Annotated in this window: 15 protein-coding genes; 10 read left to right on the top strand and 5 right to left on the bottom strand. The window is 69.8% G+C overall.

The window, feature by feature from the left end; genetic code table 11:
• Window positions 1-3: 3 nt before the first annotated feature.
• The 4 genes from IF64_RS0110620 to IF64_RS0110605 all read left to right on the top strand — a co-directional run bounded on the left by IF64_RS0110620 (window position 4) and on the right by IF64_RS0110605 (window position 6,274).
• Entirely contained in the window at window positions 4-2,031 is a 2,028-nt protein-coding gene (locus tag IF64_RS0110620; RefSeq protein WP_030531891.1) for a CocE/NonD family hydrolase, read from the top strand.
• 45 nt (window positions 2,032-2,076) lie between these two features.
• Window positions 2,077-3,021 (top strand): crotonase/enoyl-CoA hydratase family protein, encoded by a 945-nt coding sequence (locus tag IF64_RS0110615; protein ID WP_425468470.1) that lies wholly within the window; start codon window positions 2,077-2,079, stop codon window positions 3,019-3,021.
• A gap of 198 nt (window positions 3,022-3,219) precedes the next feature.
• Entirely contained in the window at window positions 3,220-4,503 is a 1,284-nt protein-coding gene (locus IF64_RS0110610) for an acyl-CoA dehydrogenase family protein (RefSeq protein WP_030531889.1), read from the top strand.
• A 58-nt stretch (window positions 4,504-4,561) separates the two neighbouring features.
• Complete coding sequence (locus tag IF64_RS0110605) at window positions 4,562-6,274, top strand: class I adenylate-forming enzyme family protein (RefSeq protein ID WP_211252560.1); 1,713 nt, start codon at window positions 4,562-4,564, stop codon at window positions 6,272-6,274.
• A 122-nt stretch (window positions 6,275-6,396) separates the two neighbouring features.
• Here the strand turns inward: IF64_RS0110605 and IF64_RS0110600 are convergent, their stop codons facing one another.
• Window positions 6,397-6,822, bottom strand: coding sequence for a MarR family winged helix-turn-helix transcriptional regulator (locus tag IF64_RS0110600; RefSeq protein ID WP_030531887.1), 426 nt, complete (start codon window positions 6,820-6,822; stop codon window positions 6,397-6,399).
• A gap of 111 nt (window positions 6,823-6,933) precedes the next feature.
• On the opposite strand from IF64_RS0110600, the gene IF64_RS0110595 reads away from it, so the two are divergent.
• Window positions 6,934-7,848: an alpha/beta hydrolase gene (locus IF64_RS0110595; protein WP_030531886.1), complete on the top strand. Its 915-nt coding sequence runs from the start codon at window positions 6,934-6,936 to the stop codon at window positions 7,846-7,848.
• A gap of 46 nt (window positions 7,849-7,894) precedes the next feature.
• Here IF64_RS0110595 and IF64_RS0110590 read toward each other — a convergent pair whose 3' ends face one another.
• Window positions 7,895-8,770 (bottom strand): SCO6745 family protein, encoded by an 876-nt coding sequence (locus IF64_RS0110590; protein ID WP_145600328.1) that lies wholly within the window; start codon window positions 8,768-8,770, stop codon window positions 7,895-7,897.
• Window positions 8,771-8,806: 36 nt separating this feature from the next.
• A complete protein-coding gene (locus IF64_RS0110585; protein ID WP_051757706.1) occupies window positions 8,807-9,643 on the bottom strand; it encodes an IclR family transcriptional regulator in 837 nt (278 codons plus the stop codon).
• A 335-nt stretch (window positions 9,644-9,978) separates the two neighbouring features.
• Between IF64_RS0110585 and IF64_RS0110580 the strand changes: the two genes are divergently transcribed.
• From IF64_RS0110580 to IF64_RS0110560, 5 genes are all read left to right on the top strand, one after another.
• Window positions 9,979-11,268 (top strand): enolase C-terminal domain-like protein, encoded by a 1,290-nt coding sequence (locus IF64_RS0110580; RefSeq protein WP_051757705.1) that lies wholly within the window; start codon window positions 9,979-9,981, stop codon window positions 11,266-11,268.
• Window positions 11,269-11,304: 36 nt separating this feature from the next.
• The gene (locus IF64_RS0110575) at window positions 11,305-12,309 is read left to right on the top strand and encodes a tripartite tricarboxylate transporter substrate binding protein (protein WP_051757704.1); all 1,005 of its coding nucleotides are present in this window, start codon (window positions 11,305-11,307) and stop codon (window positions 12,307-12,309) included.
• Window positions 12,306-12,953 (top strand): tripartite tricarboxylate transporter TctB family protein, encoded by a 648-nt coding sequence (locus IF64_RS26015; protein WP_051757703.1) that lies wholly within the window; start codon window positions 12,306-12,308, stop codon window positions 12,951-12,953. Before IF64_RS0110575 ends, IF64_RS26015 begins: the two co-directional genes overlap by 4 nt.
• 12 nt (window positions 12,954-12,965) lie before the next feature.
• Window positions 12,966-14,498: a tripartite tricarboxylate transporter permease gene (locus tag IF64_RS0110565; RefSeq protein WP_030531880.1), complete on the top strand. Its 1,533-nt coding sequence runs from the start codon at window positions 12,966-12,968 to the stop codon at window positions 14,496-14,498.
• A 100-nt stretch (window positions 14,499-14,598) separates the two neighbouring features.
• Complete coding sequence (locus tag IF64_RS0110560; protein ID WP_030531879.1) at window positions 14,599-15,741, top strand: L-talarate/galactarate dehydratase; 1,143 nt, start codon at window positions 14,599-14,601, stop codon at window positions 15,739-15,741.
• 143 nt (window positions 15,742-15,884) lie between these two features.
• On the opposite strand, the gene IF64_RS28055 is transcribed toward IF64_RS0110560, so the two are convergent.
• Entirely contained in the window at window positions 15,885-16,226 is a 342-nt protein-coding gene (locus IF64_RS28055; RefSeq protein ID WP_425468422.1) for an amidase family protein, read from the bottom strand.
• Window positions 16,175-17,407: an amidase gene (locus IF64_RS25380; protein ID WP_425468423.1), complete on the bottom strand. Its 1,233-nt coding sequence runs from the start codon at window positions 17,405-17,407 to the stop codon at window positions 16,175-16,177. The genes IF64_RS28055 and IF64_RS25380 overlap by 52 nt, the downstream gene beginning before the upstream one ends.
• Between the last annotated feature and the right edge of the window lie 58 nt (window positions 17,408-17,465).

The raw sequence follows: 17,465 nt of genomic DNA, 5'->3' as shown, positions 1-17,465 counted from the left end.
GGAATGCACGAGGTGACGTCCTTTCCCCACGACGTGCGGGAGGACCACCACGTCTGGATCCCGCTGAGCGACGGAACCCGGCTCGGCGCGCGCATCTGGCGCCCCGTCGACTCGGACGAGAACCCCGTGCCGTCCGTGCTCGAGTTCATCCCGTACCGCAAAGGGGATTTCACCGCGGTCCGTGACTCGATCCACCATCCCTATCTGGCCGGTCACGGGTATGCGGCGGTGCGCGTCGACCTGCGGGGCAGCGGCGAGTCGGACGGCGTGTTGACGGGCGAGTACCTGGAACAGGAACTCCAGGACGCCGAGGAGGTGCTCGCCTGGATCGCGGACCAGGACTGGTGCACGGGACGCACCGGCATGATGGGCATCTCGTGGGGCGGGTTCAACGCGCTGCAGGTCGCCGCGCGGCGCCCCGAGAGCCTGGGCGCGATCGTGTCGGTGTGCTCGTCGGACGATCGCTACGCCGACGACGTCCACTACATGGGCGGATGCCTGCTGGGGGACAACCTGTCGTGGGCCTCGACGATGTTCGCCTACAACTCCTGCCCGCCCGACCCGGCGATCGTCGGTGAGGACTGGCGGCGGATGTGGCACGAGCGGCTGCACGGCAGCGGACTCTGGTTGCAGGACTGGCTGGAACACCAGCGCAGGGACGAGTTCTGGCGGCACGCCTCGGTGTGCGAGAACTACGCGGACGTCGCCTGTCCGGTGCTGGCGGTGAGCGGATGGGCCGACGGCTACTCGAACGCCGTGTTCCGGATGCTCGCCGAGCTGGACGTGCCGCGGAAGGGCCTCATCGGACCGTGGTCGCACAAGTATCCGCACCTGGGACAACCGGGGCCCGCGATCGGTTTCCTCCAGGAAATGGTGCGCTGGTGGGACCACTTCCTCAAGGACGTCGACAACGGCGTGCTCGACGAGCCGATGCTGCGGACGTGGATGCAGGACAGCGTGCCGCCGTCGACGGCGTACGAGGAACGACCCGGGCGCTGGGTGGGCGAGCCGTCCTGGCCCTCGCCCCATGTCACGTCTGCGCGGTACGGCCTGGCACCGCATCGCATCCTGCCCGCGGGCGAGAACTCCGAGACCGACGAGGCCCTGCACGTGGAGTCGCCGCTGTCGGTCGGGCAGTTCGCGGGCAAGTGGTGCTCGTACAACGCACCACCCGACCTGCCGTACGACCAGCGCGAGGAGGACGGCGGGTCGCTGGTATTCGACAGCGACGTGCTCACCGAGCGGTGCGAGATCCTCGGCTCGCCGGCCGTGCACCTCGAGTTCACGGTCGACCGGCCGGTCGCGATGGTGGCGGCCCGCCTGTCCGACGTCGCCCCCGACGGCCGGGCCACGCGCGTGACCTACGGACTGCTGAACCTCACCCACCGCGACGGGCACGACACCCCCGAACGGCTCGAGCCGGGGGAGCGGTACCGCGTCACGGTGCACCTGAACGGCGTCGCGCAGGCGTTCCCGCCGGGGCATCGGATCCGGTTGTCGCTGTCGACGTCCTACTGGCCCCTGGCGTGGCCACCGCCCGAGTCGGCGCGGCTGACCGTGTTCCTGGCCTCCTCGGCGCTGACCCTGCCGTTGCGGGACGCCGGGGAGGGGGACGACGTCGCCCCGCGCCCGTTCGACGAGCCGGAAGGTGCCGTGCCCCTGCCGACCACGGTGCTCCGTCCGGGGGAACAGAAGTGGAACGTCGTGCGGGACCTGATCGACTATCACTCCGCTCTGGAGGTGGTGAAGGATTCGGGCACCGAGCGCATGGACGACACCGGGCTCGAGGTGACCAAGCGCGCCGAGGAGCGCTACAGCTCGCAGCGCGACGACTTCACCTCCGTCCGGGGCGAGGTGGCCTGGACGATCGGCTTCACCAGGGACGACTGGCGCGTGCGGACCGAGACGCGCACGGTGCTGACGTCGACGCGCACCGAGTTCCTGCTGCACGCCGAGCTCGACGCCTACGAGGGGGGCGAGCGTGTCGTCTCGCTGAACTGGAACACCGCGATCCCGCGTGATCTCGTGTGATTGGCCCGCGCCACCGGTCCTGCTAACTTCACGGTCGTTCGGGTGATGCGGCAGCCTGTCGAAGGGGACGGTGGCACGGACATGGGCGAGTACACCGAGATTCGGTACGAGGTCACCGGCCCGATCGCGACCGTGACGTTGCACCGCCCCGAACGGCTCAACGCGTTCACCACGACGATGGCCCACGAACTCGTCGACGCCTTCGATGCCGCCGACGCCGACGACGAGGTGCGCGTGGTGATCGTGACCGGGCAGGGGCGCGGCTTCTGCGCAGGAGCCGATCTCGGTGGCGGTGCCGACACGTTCGACGCAGGCGACGGCCGGTCCCGGCGCGCGGCGCACGGCGAGATCGACGGCGTGCCGCGGGACGGTGGCGGCACGGTGTCGTTGCGCATCGCCTCGTGCAGGAAACCGGTCATCGGTGCGATCAACGGCCCGGCCGTGGGGGTCGGCGTGACGATGACGCTGCCGATGGACATCCGTATCGCCGCCGAGGAGGCCCGATTCGGATTCGTCTTCGCGCGCAGGGGCATCGTTCCGGAGGCCGCCTCGACGTGGTTCCTTCCCCGGATCGTCGGAATGTCGCAGGCCATGGAGTGGGTCGCCACGGGGAGGGTGTTCGACGCCGAGGAAGCGCGAGCCGGAGGTCTCGTCTCGCGCGTGGTGCCCGGTGATCGGCTGCTGGCGACCGCGACGGAACTGGCCGCCGAGATCGCCGACAACACCTCGGCCGTGTCGGTCGCCGTCGCACGGCAGCTTCTGTGGGGCATGCTCGGATCGGCCACGCCGTGGGACGCACACCGCGCCGACTCGCGTGCCATGTACGAGCTCGGTCGCGGTGCGGACGCCGCCGAAGGTGTCGCGGCGTTCCTCGAGAAGCGGCCCGCACGGTTCCCGGGGCGTGCGGGCGCGGACTTCCCGGCCGGCGTTCCGCGGTGGCCGCTGCCGCCCGACGACGCCACGGGACCGGGCACCCGGAACGGGCCGTAACCGCCCTTCCGGTGCGATGTCTGCTCCCTTCGTGGGCGACGTCTTGTCCCTTTCGGTGCGGCCGCCGTAGCCTTGGCCGACGATCAGTTCCGTCCAGAAGGTGCCGAGTACCCGTCGCCGGAGCACGTGATCCGGTCAGCGGCGTCGCCCGAAACTCCGGCATGCCAACGCCACGTCGGCGACGCCTGAGGAGAGACGATGGATTTCGAGCTTCCCGCCGCACTGACGTCCCTTCTGGACGAACTGGACGCCTTCATCGACCGGGAGATCCGGCCGTTGGAACAGCAGGACGACAACGTACGGTTCTTCGATCATCGGCGCGAGTACGCCCGCACCGACTTCGAGGCGGGCGGCACCCCACGCCCGGAATGGGAGGCGCTGCTCGCGGAGATGTTCCGGCGAGCCGACGCCGCGGGCTGGCTGCGGTACGGCCTGCCGAAGGAGGTGGGCGGCAGCGGCGGCTCGAACCTCGACATGGCGGTCATCCGGGAACACCTGGCACACCAGGGGCTCGGACTCCACAACGACCTGCAGAACGAGTCGTCGGTGGTCGGCAACTTCCCCTTCGTGCACATGTTCCTGTCGTCGGGAACGCCGGAGCAGCGCGAGGAGTTCCTCGAGGACATCATCACGCATCGCAAACGCGTGGGATTCGGACTGACCGAACCCGAACACGGCAGTGACGCCACGTGGATGGCCACGACCGGCGTCCAGGACGGCGGGTCCGGCGACTGGATCATCAACGGGGTCAAACGGTTCAACTCCGGGATGCACTCTGCCACCCACGACGTGGTCTTCGCTCGTACGTCCGGATCGGACGGTGACCCGCGGGGCATCACGGCGTTCATCGTGCCGACCGACACCCCCGGATTCACCGTGGAACACCACTGGTGGACGTTCAACATGCCCACCGATCATGCCGAGGTGACCCTGCGGGACGTGCGCGTGCCGTCGTCGGCCGTGTTCGGCGAGGTGGGTGGCGGTCTGGCCGTGGCACAGCAGTTCGTGCACGAGAACCGGATCCGCCAAGCCGCATCCGGCGTCGGCGCGGCGCAGTACTGCATCGACCGCAGCGTCGAGTACGCCCGCGAACGGGTCACCTTCGGCAGGCCGCTGGCCGATCGCCAGGCCGTGCAGTGGCCGTTGGCCGAGCTGCACACGGAGGCCGAGTTGGTGCGCACCCTCGTGCGCAGGACGGCCTGGCAGCTCGACCGGGTCGACCATCTGACGATCAGCGACCGGGTGTCGATGTGCAACTACCGGGCGAACCGTCTGGTCTGCGACGCCGCGGACCGGGCCATCCAGGTCCACGGTGGACTCGGCTACACCCGGCACACCCCGTTCGAACACATCTATCGCCACCACCGCCGGTACCGCATCACCGAGGGGTCGGAGGAGATCCAGATGCGCAAGGTCGCCGGGTACCTGTTCGGCTACGCCGGACCGCGCGCCCGCACGCGCGCGGGACGCGGCGTGGAATGAGCCCGCGGTGAACATCCGCCGCGGGAGGCAACGGAGCGGAAGTGGGGACGGGGGATCAATGACGATGCAGTCCTCTGTGGACGATGTGATCGAACAGCGGGCGCGGCTGGTGCGGGAACTCACCGCACCCGGCGGGGAGTTCGAGCTCGTCGAGCGCACCGTGCGCGGGGTGCCCATGCGGGTGTACGCGACCGGACCTTCGACGCTGCGCGAGGTGTTGCTGGCGACGGAGGCGTTCGGGGATCGCACGTTCCTCGTCTACGAGTCGGAGCGCATGAGTTTTGCCGACCACCTGCGGACGGCCTCGGGGCTGGCGCGGGAGCTGTGGGACCGCTACGGAATGCGCCCCGGCGACCGGCTCGCCGTCTCGATGCGGAACTATCCGGAGTGGGCGCCGGTGTTCTGGGCGGCACAGGCGATCGGCGTGATCGTCGTGCCGATCAACGCGTGGGGGACGGGTGACGATCTGCGGTACGCCCTGGACGATTCGGGCGCGCGCCTGCTGGTCGCCGATGCGGAACGGGTCGCACTGCTGCGCCCGGACTTCGCCGGGGTGCCCGTGATCGAGGTGCGCGGAGCCGACCCGGAGCCCGGCGTCCGGGCATGGGCGGACGTGGTGGCCGGACTCGACCCGGAGGCGCAGCTGCCCGAGGTCGCCGTCGACCCCGACGACGATGCGACGATCCTGTACACGTCGGGCACGACCGGGCGCCCGAAAGGCGCGGTGGGCAGTCACCGCAACCACTGCACGAACCTGTGCAACACGGCGCTGAACCTGCGGGTGAGCCAGCTGCTGGCGGGCACGGCCGACGCCGAAGGGCCACAACCGGGCACGCTGGTCACCTTCCCGCTGTTCCACATCGCCGGCCTCACCGGGCTCGGCACGACGACGATGATCGGCGCGAAGCTGGCGACGCTCTACCGCTGGGACCGCGCGCGGGCGGAACAGCTGGTCCGCGACGAGGGGCTCACCGGCGTGTCGGGCGTGCCGACGGTGATGCGTGACCTGGTCACCGGGCTCGCCGAGGAGGGCCGCGAACTGCCCGGGCTGACGGGTATCTCGCTCGGCGGCGCTCCGATCCCGCCCGACCTGGTCGGCCGGATCGACCGCACGTTCGGCTCGATCGTGGCGCCGAGCAACGGGTACGGCCTCACCGAGACCACCTCCGCCGTGGTGAGCAACACGGGGGCCGACTACGTCCGTCATCCCGACAGCGTCGGCCGTTGCATGCCGGGTGCGGACCTGCGCGTGGTCGATCCGTCGAACGGGCAGCCCGTGCCCGACGGCACGGTCGGCGAACTGTGGTTCCGCGGTCCGAACGTGGTGCGCGGCTACTGGAACAATCCCGAGGCGACCGCGGCGGCGTTCGTCGACGGCTGGTTCCGCACCGGCGATCTCGGCTACGTCCGCGACGGGTGGGTGCACGTCGTCGACCGGCTCAAGGACGTCGTGATCCGGGGCGGCGAGAACGTGTACTGCGCCGAGGTCGAGGCGGCGCTGTTCGACCATCCCGGTGTCGCCGACGTCGCCGTGGTGGGCGTGCCGCACGACGTGCTCGGCGAACAGGTCGCCGCGGTGGTGTATCCACGCGGTTCGGACGTGATGGCCGACGAGATCCGCGAACACGCGGCGCAGCGTCTGTCGGCATTCAAGGTTCCCGAGCACGTGGTGTTCGTCCGGGAGCCGCTTCCGCGGACGGCGACCGGAAAGGTGCTCAAACGGCGGCTCCGCGACGAACTCACCGCGTGGGCGGCGAGCTCGCGGTCATGACGCGGTAGCGGGCCGCGCGAACCTCCGCCGGGCCGGCGAGACGTGCGATGTGGAACCCGTCCGCCGGAGGGGCGGCGTCCTCCGCGTCCTCGGCGTCCTCCGCGTTGTCCGTGTCCTCCGCGTCATCCGCCTTCTTCTTCGTCGGAGAGCAGATCGAGCAGAATGCGCCGGAGCTCGCCGCGGTCCCGGGCCGTGATCCTCGCGAGCCTGCGGTCGAACTCCGCGGCGAGTGCGGTGACCGCCCGCTCGCGAGCGGCCGCACCCTCGTCGGTCAGGACGAGCCGGTGGCGCCGCAGGTCGGCGTCATCGATCTCGCGGCGCAGGAGCCCCTTCGCGACCAGGTTGCGCACGTACACGGTCACGCTCGCCTTCGGCATCATCAGCGTCGCCGCCAACTCGGCCGGGTAGGGCGATGTCGCGACCTCGGCGAGCACGAAGAACTCCTTGGTATCGATGCCGAGGTCGGCGAGTTCGTCGCGGCAGGCGTCGAGCACGACGGTCAGGAGCCGTTGGTTGAGCGACCACAGTTGCGCGGCATCGTCCCGCACGCACACCTCCCAGGTGGTACAGTCTCGTACTAGTTCAGGGTTGTACTAGTACTGTTTCGGACTAGTACTGCCTTGAACGGATCGGCCGAACTCTACGCGAGAGGCGACCACGTGTTGCGCCACATCACCATTCCCCGAGGGCCGATCGACCTGGCGGGCGACCTGTATCTGCCCGACACTTCCGATCGTGGTCGCCCGCTGCGCGCCGTGGTCCTCGCGACGCCCGGCAGCAGCGTGAAGGAACAGATCGGCGCCAACTACGCGTCGCGGCTGGCGGAGAAGGGGATCGCCGCACTCACCTTCGACCCCGCCCACCAGGGAGCCAGCGGTGGCCTGCCCCGCGATCTCGAGGATCCGTACCGGCGTGGTGAGGACATCTCCTGCGCGATCGACGCGCTCGAAGTGGTTCCCGGCGTCGACTCGGACCGTATCGGCGTGCTCGGCATCTGTGCCGGCGGAGGGTATGCCGTGCACACGGCGCGCACGGACCACCGGATCAAGGCCGTCGGCACCGTCGTGCCGAGCGATCTGGGCGAGGCGTTTCGCGGCTTGCAGCCCGACGGCCCGGTCGCTGCCCTCGACGCGCTGGCCACGGCACGCACGCGGGAGAACCGGACCGGCGACCTCGCTCGTGTGAGGTGGCTTCCCGACACGACGGAGGAGGCTGCCGCGGCCAGGATGACCGACCTCGACACGACCCAGGCGGTGACCTACTACCGCACCGAGCGCGGTCGCCACGAGCGTTCGACGAACCGCCGGCTCGCCCGTGGAGACGCGCTCGCACTCGGTTTCGATGCCTACCACCTGGTGGACCGGCTGATGACCCAGCCGCTGCAGGTGATCCTTGCCGGGCGCGTCGGCACCACCGGTGCCTACGAATCCGGGATGCGGCTCTGGAAGCTCGCGCCCCGCCCGGTCGATCTCATGGTCGTCGACGGGGCGGGCCACTACGAGATGTACGACGTGCCGGAGTACGTCGATGCGGCCGTCGACCGGCTCGCGTCGTTCTACGAGGACCACCTGTGACCGTCCCGTACGGCGTCGTGCGGTCCTCCGCGCGGCCGCCGGCTCGCTAGCCGCGGCTGGTCGTCATGGGGCCGGCGGCCGGGTAGCCGCCCGCGTCGCAGATCGCCTGGCCCCAGGGCCGGGCGATGTCGACGAGTGTCTGCAGGTCGTCGCCGAGGGCTTCCACGATGGGCCGGCACTGCCGGTCCGTCGCGGCCTCCACGGCCTCGCGTTTGGCGCGTCCCCGGTCGGTCAGCGCGCCGTCGGCGACGAGGCCACGGGCGACGAGTCGCTCCTCGGCCGCGTCGAGTTGGTCGTCGGTCCACGCCCGCGAACGGATGTACGTGCGCATCGGCAGCCCCCAGTGCAGCTCGGTCAGCAGGCCGATCTCCGTCGCGTCGAACCCGGCGGCCGTCCAGGCGGCGATGTGCGCGTCGCCGCGGTACTCCCGGAGCATGTCGCCGAGTCGCCACACGTCGCCGACCGGATCTCCGGGCAGGCCGAGGGAACGCAGTCCGGCGAACAGCGGCTTGCCCTCGGGACGCAGCGGCTCCACCGCCCGTTCGAGCAGCGGACGGGCCTCGTCGAGGCGTTCGGGGCGTTCACCGAGGACACGGACGAGGTGCGCGATGGCGCCCTCGGTGCGCGCTCGGCCGATCGTCGCGGCGTCGGTGAGCGACCAGCCGTGGGCCACCGCGGGAACGACGACCTGTGGATTGAACACCGCGAACGTCGCCGCGATCACCTCGCCGGGAACCTGGCCCAGGATCGAACCGCGGCTGACGAAGTAGGCCGGTCCGTCCGGATTCGCGACCCCGTTGCGCGTACCGGGACTGCCGTGGAAGCCGAGCGCCTCGTAGGCGTCGTGGCATTCCGGTGCGAAGTAGACCTGCCCGACGACGGGTTCCAGTGCGCGGGCGAGCGCGCGAGCCGGTTTCGCCACGTGTCCCTCCAGACGGTTGTGGTGCGGATACGCCGGTCAGCTCACCGAGCCGGGTTCGGACGGGTCGGTGAGGTCGACCGGGGCCATGCGTTCGATCGCGAGGCGCGTCCGCTGCATCGCGGCGATGATCTCGGCGGTCCGCTCCTCGGCGAGGCGGTCCACCGGCACCGAACAGCTGATCGCGTCGGTCGCCGGGCTGGCGTAGCGCAGGGCGAACCCGAAACAGCGCACGCCGTCGTAGTTCTCCTCGTTGTCGACGGCGTAGCCGCGTTCGGCGGTCGCGGCAAGGTCGGCGAGCAGCGCGTCGTGGTCGGTGATCGTGTTCGGGGTGAGGGCCGTCAGCTCCGCGGGAACGTGGGCCATGACGTCGCCGTCGAGCCGGTCGGCCAGTAGCGACTTACCCATGGAGGTGCTGAACGCGGGAAGTCTGCGGCCGACCCTGCTGAACGGCCGCAGGTACTGACTCGACTCCTTGGTCGCCAGGTAGACGATGTCGCACCGGTCGATACGTCCGAAGTGGATCGTCTCGTCGAGTTCGGCGCTGAGATCGTTGATGTGCGGGTGGACGATCCGAAGGTACGGGTCGGTGTCCAAATAGGTCGTTCCCGCCAGGAGTGCGCGAATACCGATGCTGTACTGGGTGCCGGACGGGTCGGTGCGCACCCAGCCGAGATTGGTCAACGTGCGAATGAGGGCGTAGACGCTGCTGCGGGGCGCCTCGAGGGCCTCGCTGAGTTCCCGTAGGCGCGCGGGCCGGTTCTGCCGCGAGGCCAGTAGTTCGAGCAGTTCCACCGCTCGGGCGGCCGACTTGACGTCGCGCACTCCGTTGCTCTGGCGGCCCGTGTCGGCCGCGGGTTTGCCGGGCGTGGTCATCGCACCTCAGTTCGTTCTCCGTGGACGGAGACACTGTCTCACGGTCGCTGGTTCCTCCAGATGATCTGTCGCTGGGCGGGTGTTGACACGGTAGCAACGAGTCATCACGATGTTGCACATGAATACGTCGTCTACATATGAAGACAACGGTGTGCATGTGTGGACAGAACCGATGACGGCGGCTCCGTTCCCGTCGTCGCGTCGTGACGCCCCGACCCACCGGCGGGAAACGCCGGACCGCAGCCGCTGACCAGCGGGTCCGGCAGCTCGAGACGAGCCAGGAAAGTCGCAGGGTCCGGACGCGCCGGACACGCCAGGAGAGCCAGGAGGTTGCCATGGGGCGTCGTGTGCCTCGAATCGTGCGGGCCGCAGCCACCCCGATCCTCATCGGGGATCCGCCGTTGTTGAACGTGCTCGGCGTGCACCAGCCGTACACGCCGCGGTGCATCGTCGAGATCGAGACCGACGACGGGGCTGTCGGGGTGGGGGAGACCTACGGCGACGCCGAGTACCTCGCGCTCGCCACGAGTCTCGCGGACGCGGTGGTCGGTACGCCGGTGACCGCGCTGAACGGCCTGTTCGACCTCGCCTACGAGGCGGGCGGATTCGCCGATGACGCGGCGCCCGAGTTCGACCCGGCGGGACTGCGCGGCAGGCGCACGCCGTCGAAGCTGGTGCGCAGTGTCGTGTCGGCGTTCGAGATCGCGAGCCTGGACGCGCTCGGCACCGTCCTCGGGCTGCCCGTGCACGCCCTGCTCGGCGGCAAGGTGCGCGACCGGGTCGACTACAGCGCCTACCTGTTCTACCGCTGGGCCGAGCACCCGGTCGCGGACGCGCCGTCCGACGACTGGGGCGCGGCGCTGGACCCGGAGGGCGTCGTCGCGCAGGCCCGCCGGTTCGCCTCCGAGTACGGCTTCGGTTCGTTCAAGCTCAAGGGCGGCGTGTTCTCGCCGGACGAGGAGATCGCGGCGATCAAGGCGCTCGCCAAGGAGTTTCCGGACCACCCGCTGCGACTGGACCCCAACGGCGGATGGACGGTCGACACGTCGGTGCACGTGGCGACCGAGCTCGACGGCACACTCGAGTACCTCGAAGACCCGACGCCGGGCGTCGAGGCGATGGCCGAGGTGCGCAGGCGCACCGGTGCACTGCTCGCCACCAACATGATCGTGACCTCGTTCGAGGAGATCCCGGCGGCGTTCGCCGCGGACGCCGTGCAGGTCGTGCTGTCCGACCACCACTACTGGGGCGGGCTGCACGCCACGAGGGAACTGGCGGCGCACTGCCGGACCTACGGCGTGGCCCTGTCGATGCACTCGAACACGCACCTGGGCATCAGCCTCGCCGCGATGACCCACGTGGCCAGCGTCGTTCCCGAGCTCAGGTACGCCTGCGACACGCACCGGCCGTGGCAGACCGAGGACGTCATCACCACGCCGCACGTGTTCCGTGACGGTGCGGTGGAGGTGCCGGACACGCCCGGTCTCGGCGTCGAACTCGACCGCGACGCGCTCGCCGCACTGCACGAGCGGTGGCGCCGGCTCGACGTCCGCGGCCGCGACGACGTCGCCGCCATGCGCGTGAAGTATCCGGAGTGGACACAGCCGCCGCTGCCGCGCTGGTGATCACGTAATCGTCCGACGATGTGTGGAGGGTCGACGATGATGTCCCACCGTCCTGGCCGGGTCGGCGCCGCAGCCGTGGCGCTCGTGAGCTCGGCCGTCCTCGCCGCGGGGTGCACCGTGTACGGCGGCACCAACGGCAGCGGAACCGGAGAGTTCCCCAACAGGCCGATCGAGTTCACGGTGCCCACCGAACCGGGTGGCAGCTCCGATCTCGTCACACGGGCGCTGGCCCGCAGCACCGAGGAGCACCTCGGCGGGACGACGATCGTGGTGAACAAACCCGGCGCCAACGGCAAGGTCGCGGGCAACTCGGTGTTCCGCAGTCAGCCGGACGGGCACCGGATCGCCGTGATGCCGCAGTCGTTGTTCTCCATCGGACCGCTGGTGGTGGACGATCCCGAGCCGATCGAACTCGACGACATGTCGTTCATCCGGGGACTGACGATCGAGGACTACGTCCTCGTGGTGCCCACTTCGTCCGAGCACGAGAGCCTCGACGATCTGCTGGGCCAGAAGCGGTTGACGTTCGGCACGTCGGGTCCGGGCACGGGCGGGCAGCTCGCGCAGGCGCTGCTGTTCAGCATCGCCGACGTCGACGCCGCCGACATCCCGTTCGACGGTGGCGGTCCCACGCTGACGGCCGTGCTCGGCGGGCAGGTGGACGTGGCCGCGCTGCACCCGGCCGAGGTGATGCCGCAGATCGAGGCGGGGGACCTGCGTCCCTTGGCCGTCTTCTCGGATCAGCGGCTCGATGCGTTGCCCGACACCCCGACGGTCACCGAGTCCGGCTACGACGTCGTCGTCGACCAGCGGCGGTTCCTCGCCGCACCGGCGGGGCTGCCGAAGGAGCTGGTGGAGCGACTCGGTGAGGCGACCGACAAGGCCACCGGCAGCGACGAGTACGAGGGAATCCTGCGCCGCAACTACATCCGCGAGTGGAACGCACCACCGGGGGAGGTCGGCGACGAACTCGCCGAGAGCCGGAAGCGGTTCACGGAACTGGCCGACCACCACGGCGTAGAACTGGGCGGTGACGCATGACCGACACACACGGCGACACACACGGAGTGCGCGACGACACGGCCGACACGGCCGACACGGTCGACACGGTCGACACGGAACCCGGTGAAGACGGCACAGCCGGCACAGCCGCGGCCGGAGGCGGCACTACCGCAGAAACCCCCACCGGAGACAGCACGACCGGAAGCGGGTCGTCCGGCGAGCATCCGGCGGTCTCGCCCGGCTACGCCCGCACGCAGAACCTGATCGCGGCAGGGGTCCTCCTGCTGATCGGTGTCGCGGCCGCCGTGATGTCGGCGAGCCTGGGCGTCGGCAGTCTGGCCGAACCGGAGCCCGGCATGTGGCCGTTGATCGTCAGCGTCGTCCTCGTCGCGTTCTCGGTGGTGCTGCTCCTGCAGTCCGGGCAGAAGGGTGACGAGCAGGCGTTCGGCCGCGAATCGCTGATCGTCGTGGTGGCCGTCGTGTCCCTGATCGCGTACGCGGCGCTGTTCGAGAACATCGGTTTCGAGGTCCCCACGGTCGCGATCCTGATGCTGTGGATCAAGGGGCTCGGCCGCCAGTCGTGGATCACCTCGCTGTCGGTGTCGTTCGGCTCGTGCGCGGTGATCTACGCGGTGTTCATCTCCGCGCTCGGCGTCCCCCTTCCACACATCGTCGTGTTCTGAGCGAGGCGCATCATGGACTTTCTGACTCCCGTTCTCGAAGGCTTCGGCGTCGCGCTGCAGCCGATGAACCTGCTGTTCTGCCTCATCGGTGTCACGCTCGGCATGTTCGTCGGCGTGCTGCCGGGGCTCGGGCCTGCGGCCTCGATCGCGATCCTGCTGCCGGTGACCTACACGCTCGACGAGACCGCGGCGATCATCATGCTCGCGGGCATCTTCTACGGTGCGCTCTACGGCGGGACGATCACGGCGATCCTCCTGCGCCTGCCCGGCGAGGCCTCCAGCGCCGTGACCGCATTGGACGGTTACGCGATGGCCCGCAACGGACGAGCCGGTACGGCGCTCGGGGTCGCGGCGATCTCCTCGTTCGTCGGCGGCACGGTGGCGATCGTCGCGCTCACGTTCGTCGCGCCCGTCGTCGCCGGGTTCGCGCTCGATTTCGGACCACCGGAGTTCGCGGCACTGGCCCTGCTGGGCATTCTCATGGTGGCCACACTGGGCACCGGATCGGCGTTGAAGAGCATCGTCGCGGCCGCGCTCGGCCTGTTGCTGGCCAGCATCGGCCAGGACCCGATCGACGGCACCGGCAGGCTGAACTTCGGTTCCGACCAGCTCTTCGACGGGATCCCGTTCGTGATCGTCGCGATGGGACTGTTCGGCGTCGGCGAGATCCTCTACAACCTGGAATCGGTGCGCAAGGCGCGCGGCCGGCTGCCCGAGGTGGGCCGGGTGTATCCGAGCAAGAAGGATCTGCGGGCCTCGAGCGGTGCCATGGGACGCGGATCGGTCGTCGGATTCGTGTTCGGCGTGCTGCCCGGCGGTGGTGCCGTGATGTCGTCGATGGTGTCCTACGCGATGGAGAAGCGCGTGTCGCGCACGCCGAAGCTGTTCGGCCGCGGAGCCATCCAGGGCGTCGCCGGTCCGGAGACGGCGTCGAACGCAGCGGCCTCGTCGTCGATGATTCCGTTGCTGTCGTTGGGTATTCCGGCGAACGCGTCGATGGCGGTGATCTTCGGTGCGCTGTTGTTGCAGGGCATCACACCGGGTCCGCTGCTGGTGGAGGACCGGCCCGATCTGTTCTGGGGCGTCGTCAACTCGATGTACCTGGGCAACATCCTGCTGGTGCTGATGTGCCTGCCGTTGATCGGCGTATTCGTGCGCATCGTGCGGATCCCGGTCGCCGTGCTGGGACCGGTGGCGCTGATCATCACGTTGGTCGGCGTCTACACGGTACGCATGAGTGTGTTCGACATGTTCCTCATAATCGGCCTCGGCGTCATCGGCTATCTGATGAAGAAGACGGGATTCGAACCGGCGCCGCTGGTGCTGGCGTTCATTCTCGGCGGCATCCTCGAATCGGCGTTCCGCCGTTCGATGCGGATCTTCGACGGGCAACTCACCGGCTTCTTCACCCACCCGATCGCCGCGACCCTGCTCGTGGCGATGGCGGTGCTGGTGGCGTTCACGATGCTGAAGGCGTTCCGCGCCGCGCGGGCCGGGAAGGCCGCGGACGACGTTCCGGAGGAGGACCGGACCACGCGCGTCTGACCCCGCCCCGACCAGACCGTCCCGACCAGGGCCCGTTCGACCCGACATCGCCACCCGGCCTGTTCGACGTGAGAAGAGACGTGAGAAGAAAGGACCGACAGTGACCGACGATCGTCCCGACGAGATCAGTTCCGTCCGGCTCGCCCTCGTGCACCTGCCGTTGGCGACCCCGATCAGCGACGCGAAGGTGCTGACCGGCAGGCAGCGCCCGCTGACCAAGGTGGCCGTGCTGATGGCCGACATCACGACCGCGGGCGGGCACCACGGGTTCGGCTTCAGCTACTCGAAACGCGCGGGCGGGGACGGGCTGTACGCCCACGCGTCCGAGATCGCCCCGGACCTCATCGGGGAGGACGCCAACGACGTCGCTCGCCTGTGGACGAAACTGGTGTGGGCCGGTGCGTCGGTGGGCCGCAGCGGACTGGCCACGCAGGCGATCGCGGCGCTCGACATCGCGCTCTGGGACCTCAAGGCCCGCCGGGCGGGCCTGCCGCTGGCGAAGTTGCTGGGTGCCCACCGCGACGGCGTGCCGTCCTACAACACCTCGGGTGGATTCCTGTCGACGCCGTTGCCGGAGGTGCTCGACAACATCGACGGGGCGCTGGACAAGGGCATCGGCGGCATCAAGGTGAAGGTCGGCCAGCCGGACACGGCGGCCGACCTGGAACGGGTCCGCGCGGTACGCGAGCACCTCGGGGACAAGGTCGCGCTCATGGTCGACGCCAACCAGCAGTGGGACCGCGCGCAGGCGCGGCGGGCCTGCCGCGCGTTGGAGGAGTTCGACCTGACCTGGATCGAGGAGCCGCTCGACGCCTACGACGCGGTCGGGCACGCCGGTCTCGCCGAACGGTTCGACACCCCGATCGCCACCGGTGAGATGCTGACCAGCGTCGCCGAACACTGGGACCTGATCCGTCAGGGTTCGGCGGACTTCGTCCAGCCGGATGCGGGGCGGGTCGGCGGGATCACGCCGTTCCTGCGGGTGATGAACCTGGCCGACCACCATCACCTGTCGATGGCACCGCACTTCGCCATGGAGATCCACGTGCACCTGGCCGCCGCCTACCCGGGACCGGCCTGGGTGGAGCATTTCGAGTGGCTGGAGCCGCTGTTCGAGGAACGTCTCGAACTCTCCGACGGCCGCATGCTCGTGCCGCCCCGTCCGGGCCTGGGGCTGACCCCGTCGGCGCAGGCAGAGGAGTGGACGGTGCACCACACCACCATCACCGAACCGGCCCGCTAGCCGGGCGTGATCGGGGGCGGCCGCCTCGCAGCGCGGCATCGCGGTCTTGGATGCCGCGGTCTTGGGATGCCGCTGTCTTGGGATGCGGCTGTCTTGGGATGCGGCGGTCTTGGGATGCCGCGGTCCGGTGGCGGCCGCCCGGTTCACGTCGTCGGTGGTGCCGGGAAACCGCCGACCGTCTTCTCGTAGGCGTCGGCCACGCGGAGCACGGTCGCGTCGTCGAACCGCCCGCCCACGAGCATCAGTCCGGTGGGCCGGCGGTCGACGAGTCCTGCGGGCACGGTGCAGGCCGGATGGCCCGAGACGTCGAACGGCGCACAGTTGGCGAGCATGCCCAACGCCGTCGACAGGTACACCTCCAGCGGAGCGTCCGGATCGGGGAGGGGCTGCGCGGTGTAGGGCACGGTGGGCATCGCGAGCACGTCGTAGCCGCTCAGCGCGTCGTCGTAGGCCTTGCGCAGTTCGTAGGCCAGGTTGCGGGCCATCGCGTAGTACTTGCCGCCCCGAGCTCGAACGTGTAGCGGCCGGAGAGACCGACGAGCTTCACGGTCTTCGACAGCTGGTGTCCGTGGGTGATCCGGTTGGCGGCGTAGTGCGCGATGAGCTCGGGGTCGTAGAGGCCCCACGAGTTCATGCCGTAGGCGTTGCCGTCGACCATCTGGAACGCCGCGCCCTCGGTGGCGATGACGTTCCAGACCGCCATCGCGTCCGCGTGCCACGGGATCGAGATCTCCTCGACGACGGCACCCGCGGCCCGCAGCTGGTCGATCGCCGCGCGTACCGACTCGTCGACGCCCGCCTCGGATCCGTCGCGGGCGAATCCCTCCGTGACCACGCCGATGCGCACGCCCGACACCGACCCCGTCAGTGCCGCCGTGTAGTCGACCCGGTCGACGGTGGTGGGCTGCCGCGGATCGAAACCGTCCGGGCCGGCGAGGACGCCCAGCATGGCCGCCGCGTCGGCGACCGTGCGGGTCATCGGCCCGAGGTGGTCGATCGTCTGCTCGATCGGGAACGCACCGGTGTAGGGCACCAGGCCGTGGGTGGGTTTATGGCCGACGCCGCCGCAGAACGCGCTCGGCATGCGCACCGAGCCGCCCTGGTCGCCGCCGAGCGCGAGGTCGACCTCTCCCGTGGTGACCAGTGCGGCGCTGCCCGAGGAGGAACCGCCCGCGTTGCGCGAGTGGTCCCACGGATTCCGCACCGGGCCGGGCCACGACGTGAAGCTGCCGCCGGAGAAACAGAGGTCCTCGCACACCGACTTGCCCACGATCGTCGCGCCCGCCTCGAGCAGCCGCGTCACCGCTGTCGCGTCCCTGGACGGCACGAATCCCTCGACGGTGCGCGATCCGTTCATCATCGGAACCCCGGCGACCGCGACGTTGTCCTTGATCGCGACGGTGCGGCCGGCCAGCGGGCCGCCGGAGGAACCCTCGATCGAGGTCCGCACGTACCAGGCGCCGAGCGGGTTGTCCGCGGGCTCGGACCAGTCGCGCTCGGGCGGTGTCGGCGCCGAGGCGGCGTAGAGCTGTTCGACGCGCTCGGACGCGCCGAGCGTCCCCGCCACGGCGGGTGCGAACTCCGCGAGGTCGGTCTCGCTCAGGCCGAACGCGAAGTGGTCGTTCAGCGCGGCCAGACGGTCGTTGTCGGGTGGAGGTATCGCCATGCCGGCTCCTCGATTCGATGGCCCTGATCGAGGAAGCTACGAGCGTGGCACACGCGAT

Origin of the sequence: Prauserella rugosa (assembly GCF_000719975.1) — a bacterium.
In the GTDB taxonomy this organism is placed as follows: Bacteria; Actinomycetota; Actinomycetes; order Mycobacteriales; family Pseudonocardiaceae; genus Prauserella; species Prauserella rugosa.
This window is presented reverse-complemented; position numbering and strand designations above follow the sequence as displayed.

Bases quoted from the DNA above. Each gene is read 5' to 3' on its own strand.
- IF64_RS0110585 (WP_051757706.1), bottom strand. From the start codon at position 9,643: ATGACCACGCCCGGCAAACCCGCGGCCGACACGGGCCGCCAGAGCAAC.
- IF64_RS28055 (WP_425468422.1), bottom strand. From the start codon at position 16,226: ATGGCCCGCAACCTGGCCTACGAACTGCGCAAGGCCTACGACGACGCG.
- IF64_RS26015 (WP_051757703.1), top strand. From the start codon at position 12,306: ATGACCGACACACACGGCGACACACACGGAGTGCGCGACGACACGGCC.
- IF64_RS0110580 (WP_051757705.1), top strand. From the start codon at position 9,979: ATGGGGCGTCGTGTGCCTCGAATCGTGCGGGCCGCAGCCACCCCGATC.
- IF64_RS0110605 (WP_211252560.1), top strand. From the start codon at position 4,562: ATGACGATGCAGTCCTCTGTGGACGATGTGATCGAACAGCGGGCGCGG.
- IF64_RS0110565 (WP_030531880.1), top strand. From the start codon at position 12,966: ATGGACTTTCTGACTCCCGTTCTCGAAGGCTTCGGCGTCGCGCTGCAG.
- IF64_RS25380 (WP_425468423.1), bottom strand. From the start codon at position 17,407: ATGGCGATACCTCCACCCGACAACGACCGTCTGGCCGCGCTGAACGAC.
- IF64_RS0110610 (WP_030531889.1), top strand. From the start codon at position 3,220: ATGGATTTCGAGCTTCCCGCCGCACTGACGTCCCTTCTGGACGAACTG.
- IF64_RS0110575 (WP_051757704.1), top strand. From the start codon at position 11,305: ATGATGTCCCACCGTCCTGGCCGGGTCGGCGCCGCAGCCGTGGCGCTC.
- IF64_RS0110620 (WP_030531891.1), top strand. From the start codon at position 4: ATGCACGAGGTGACGTCCTTTCCCCACGACGTGCGGGAGGACCACCAC.
- IF64_RS0110615 (WP_425468470.1), top strand. From the start codon at position 2,077: ATGCGGCAGCCTGTCGAAGGGGACGGTGGCACGGACATGGGCGAGTAC.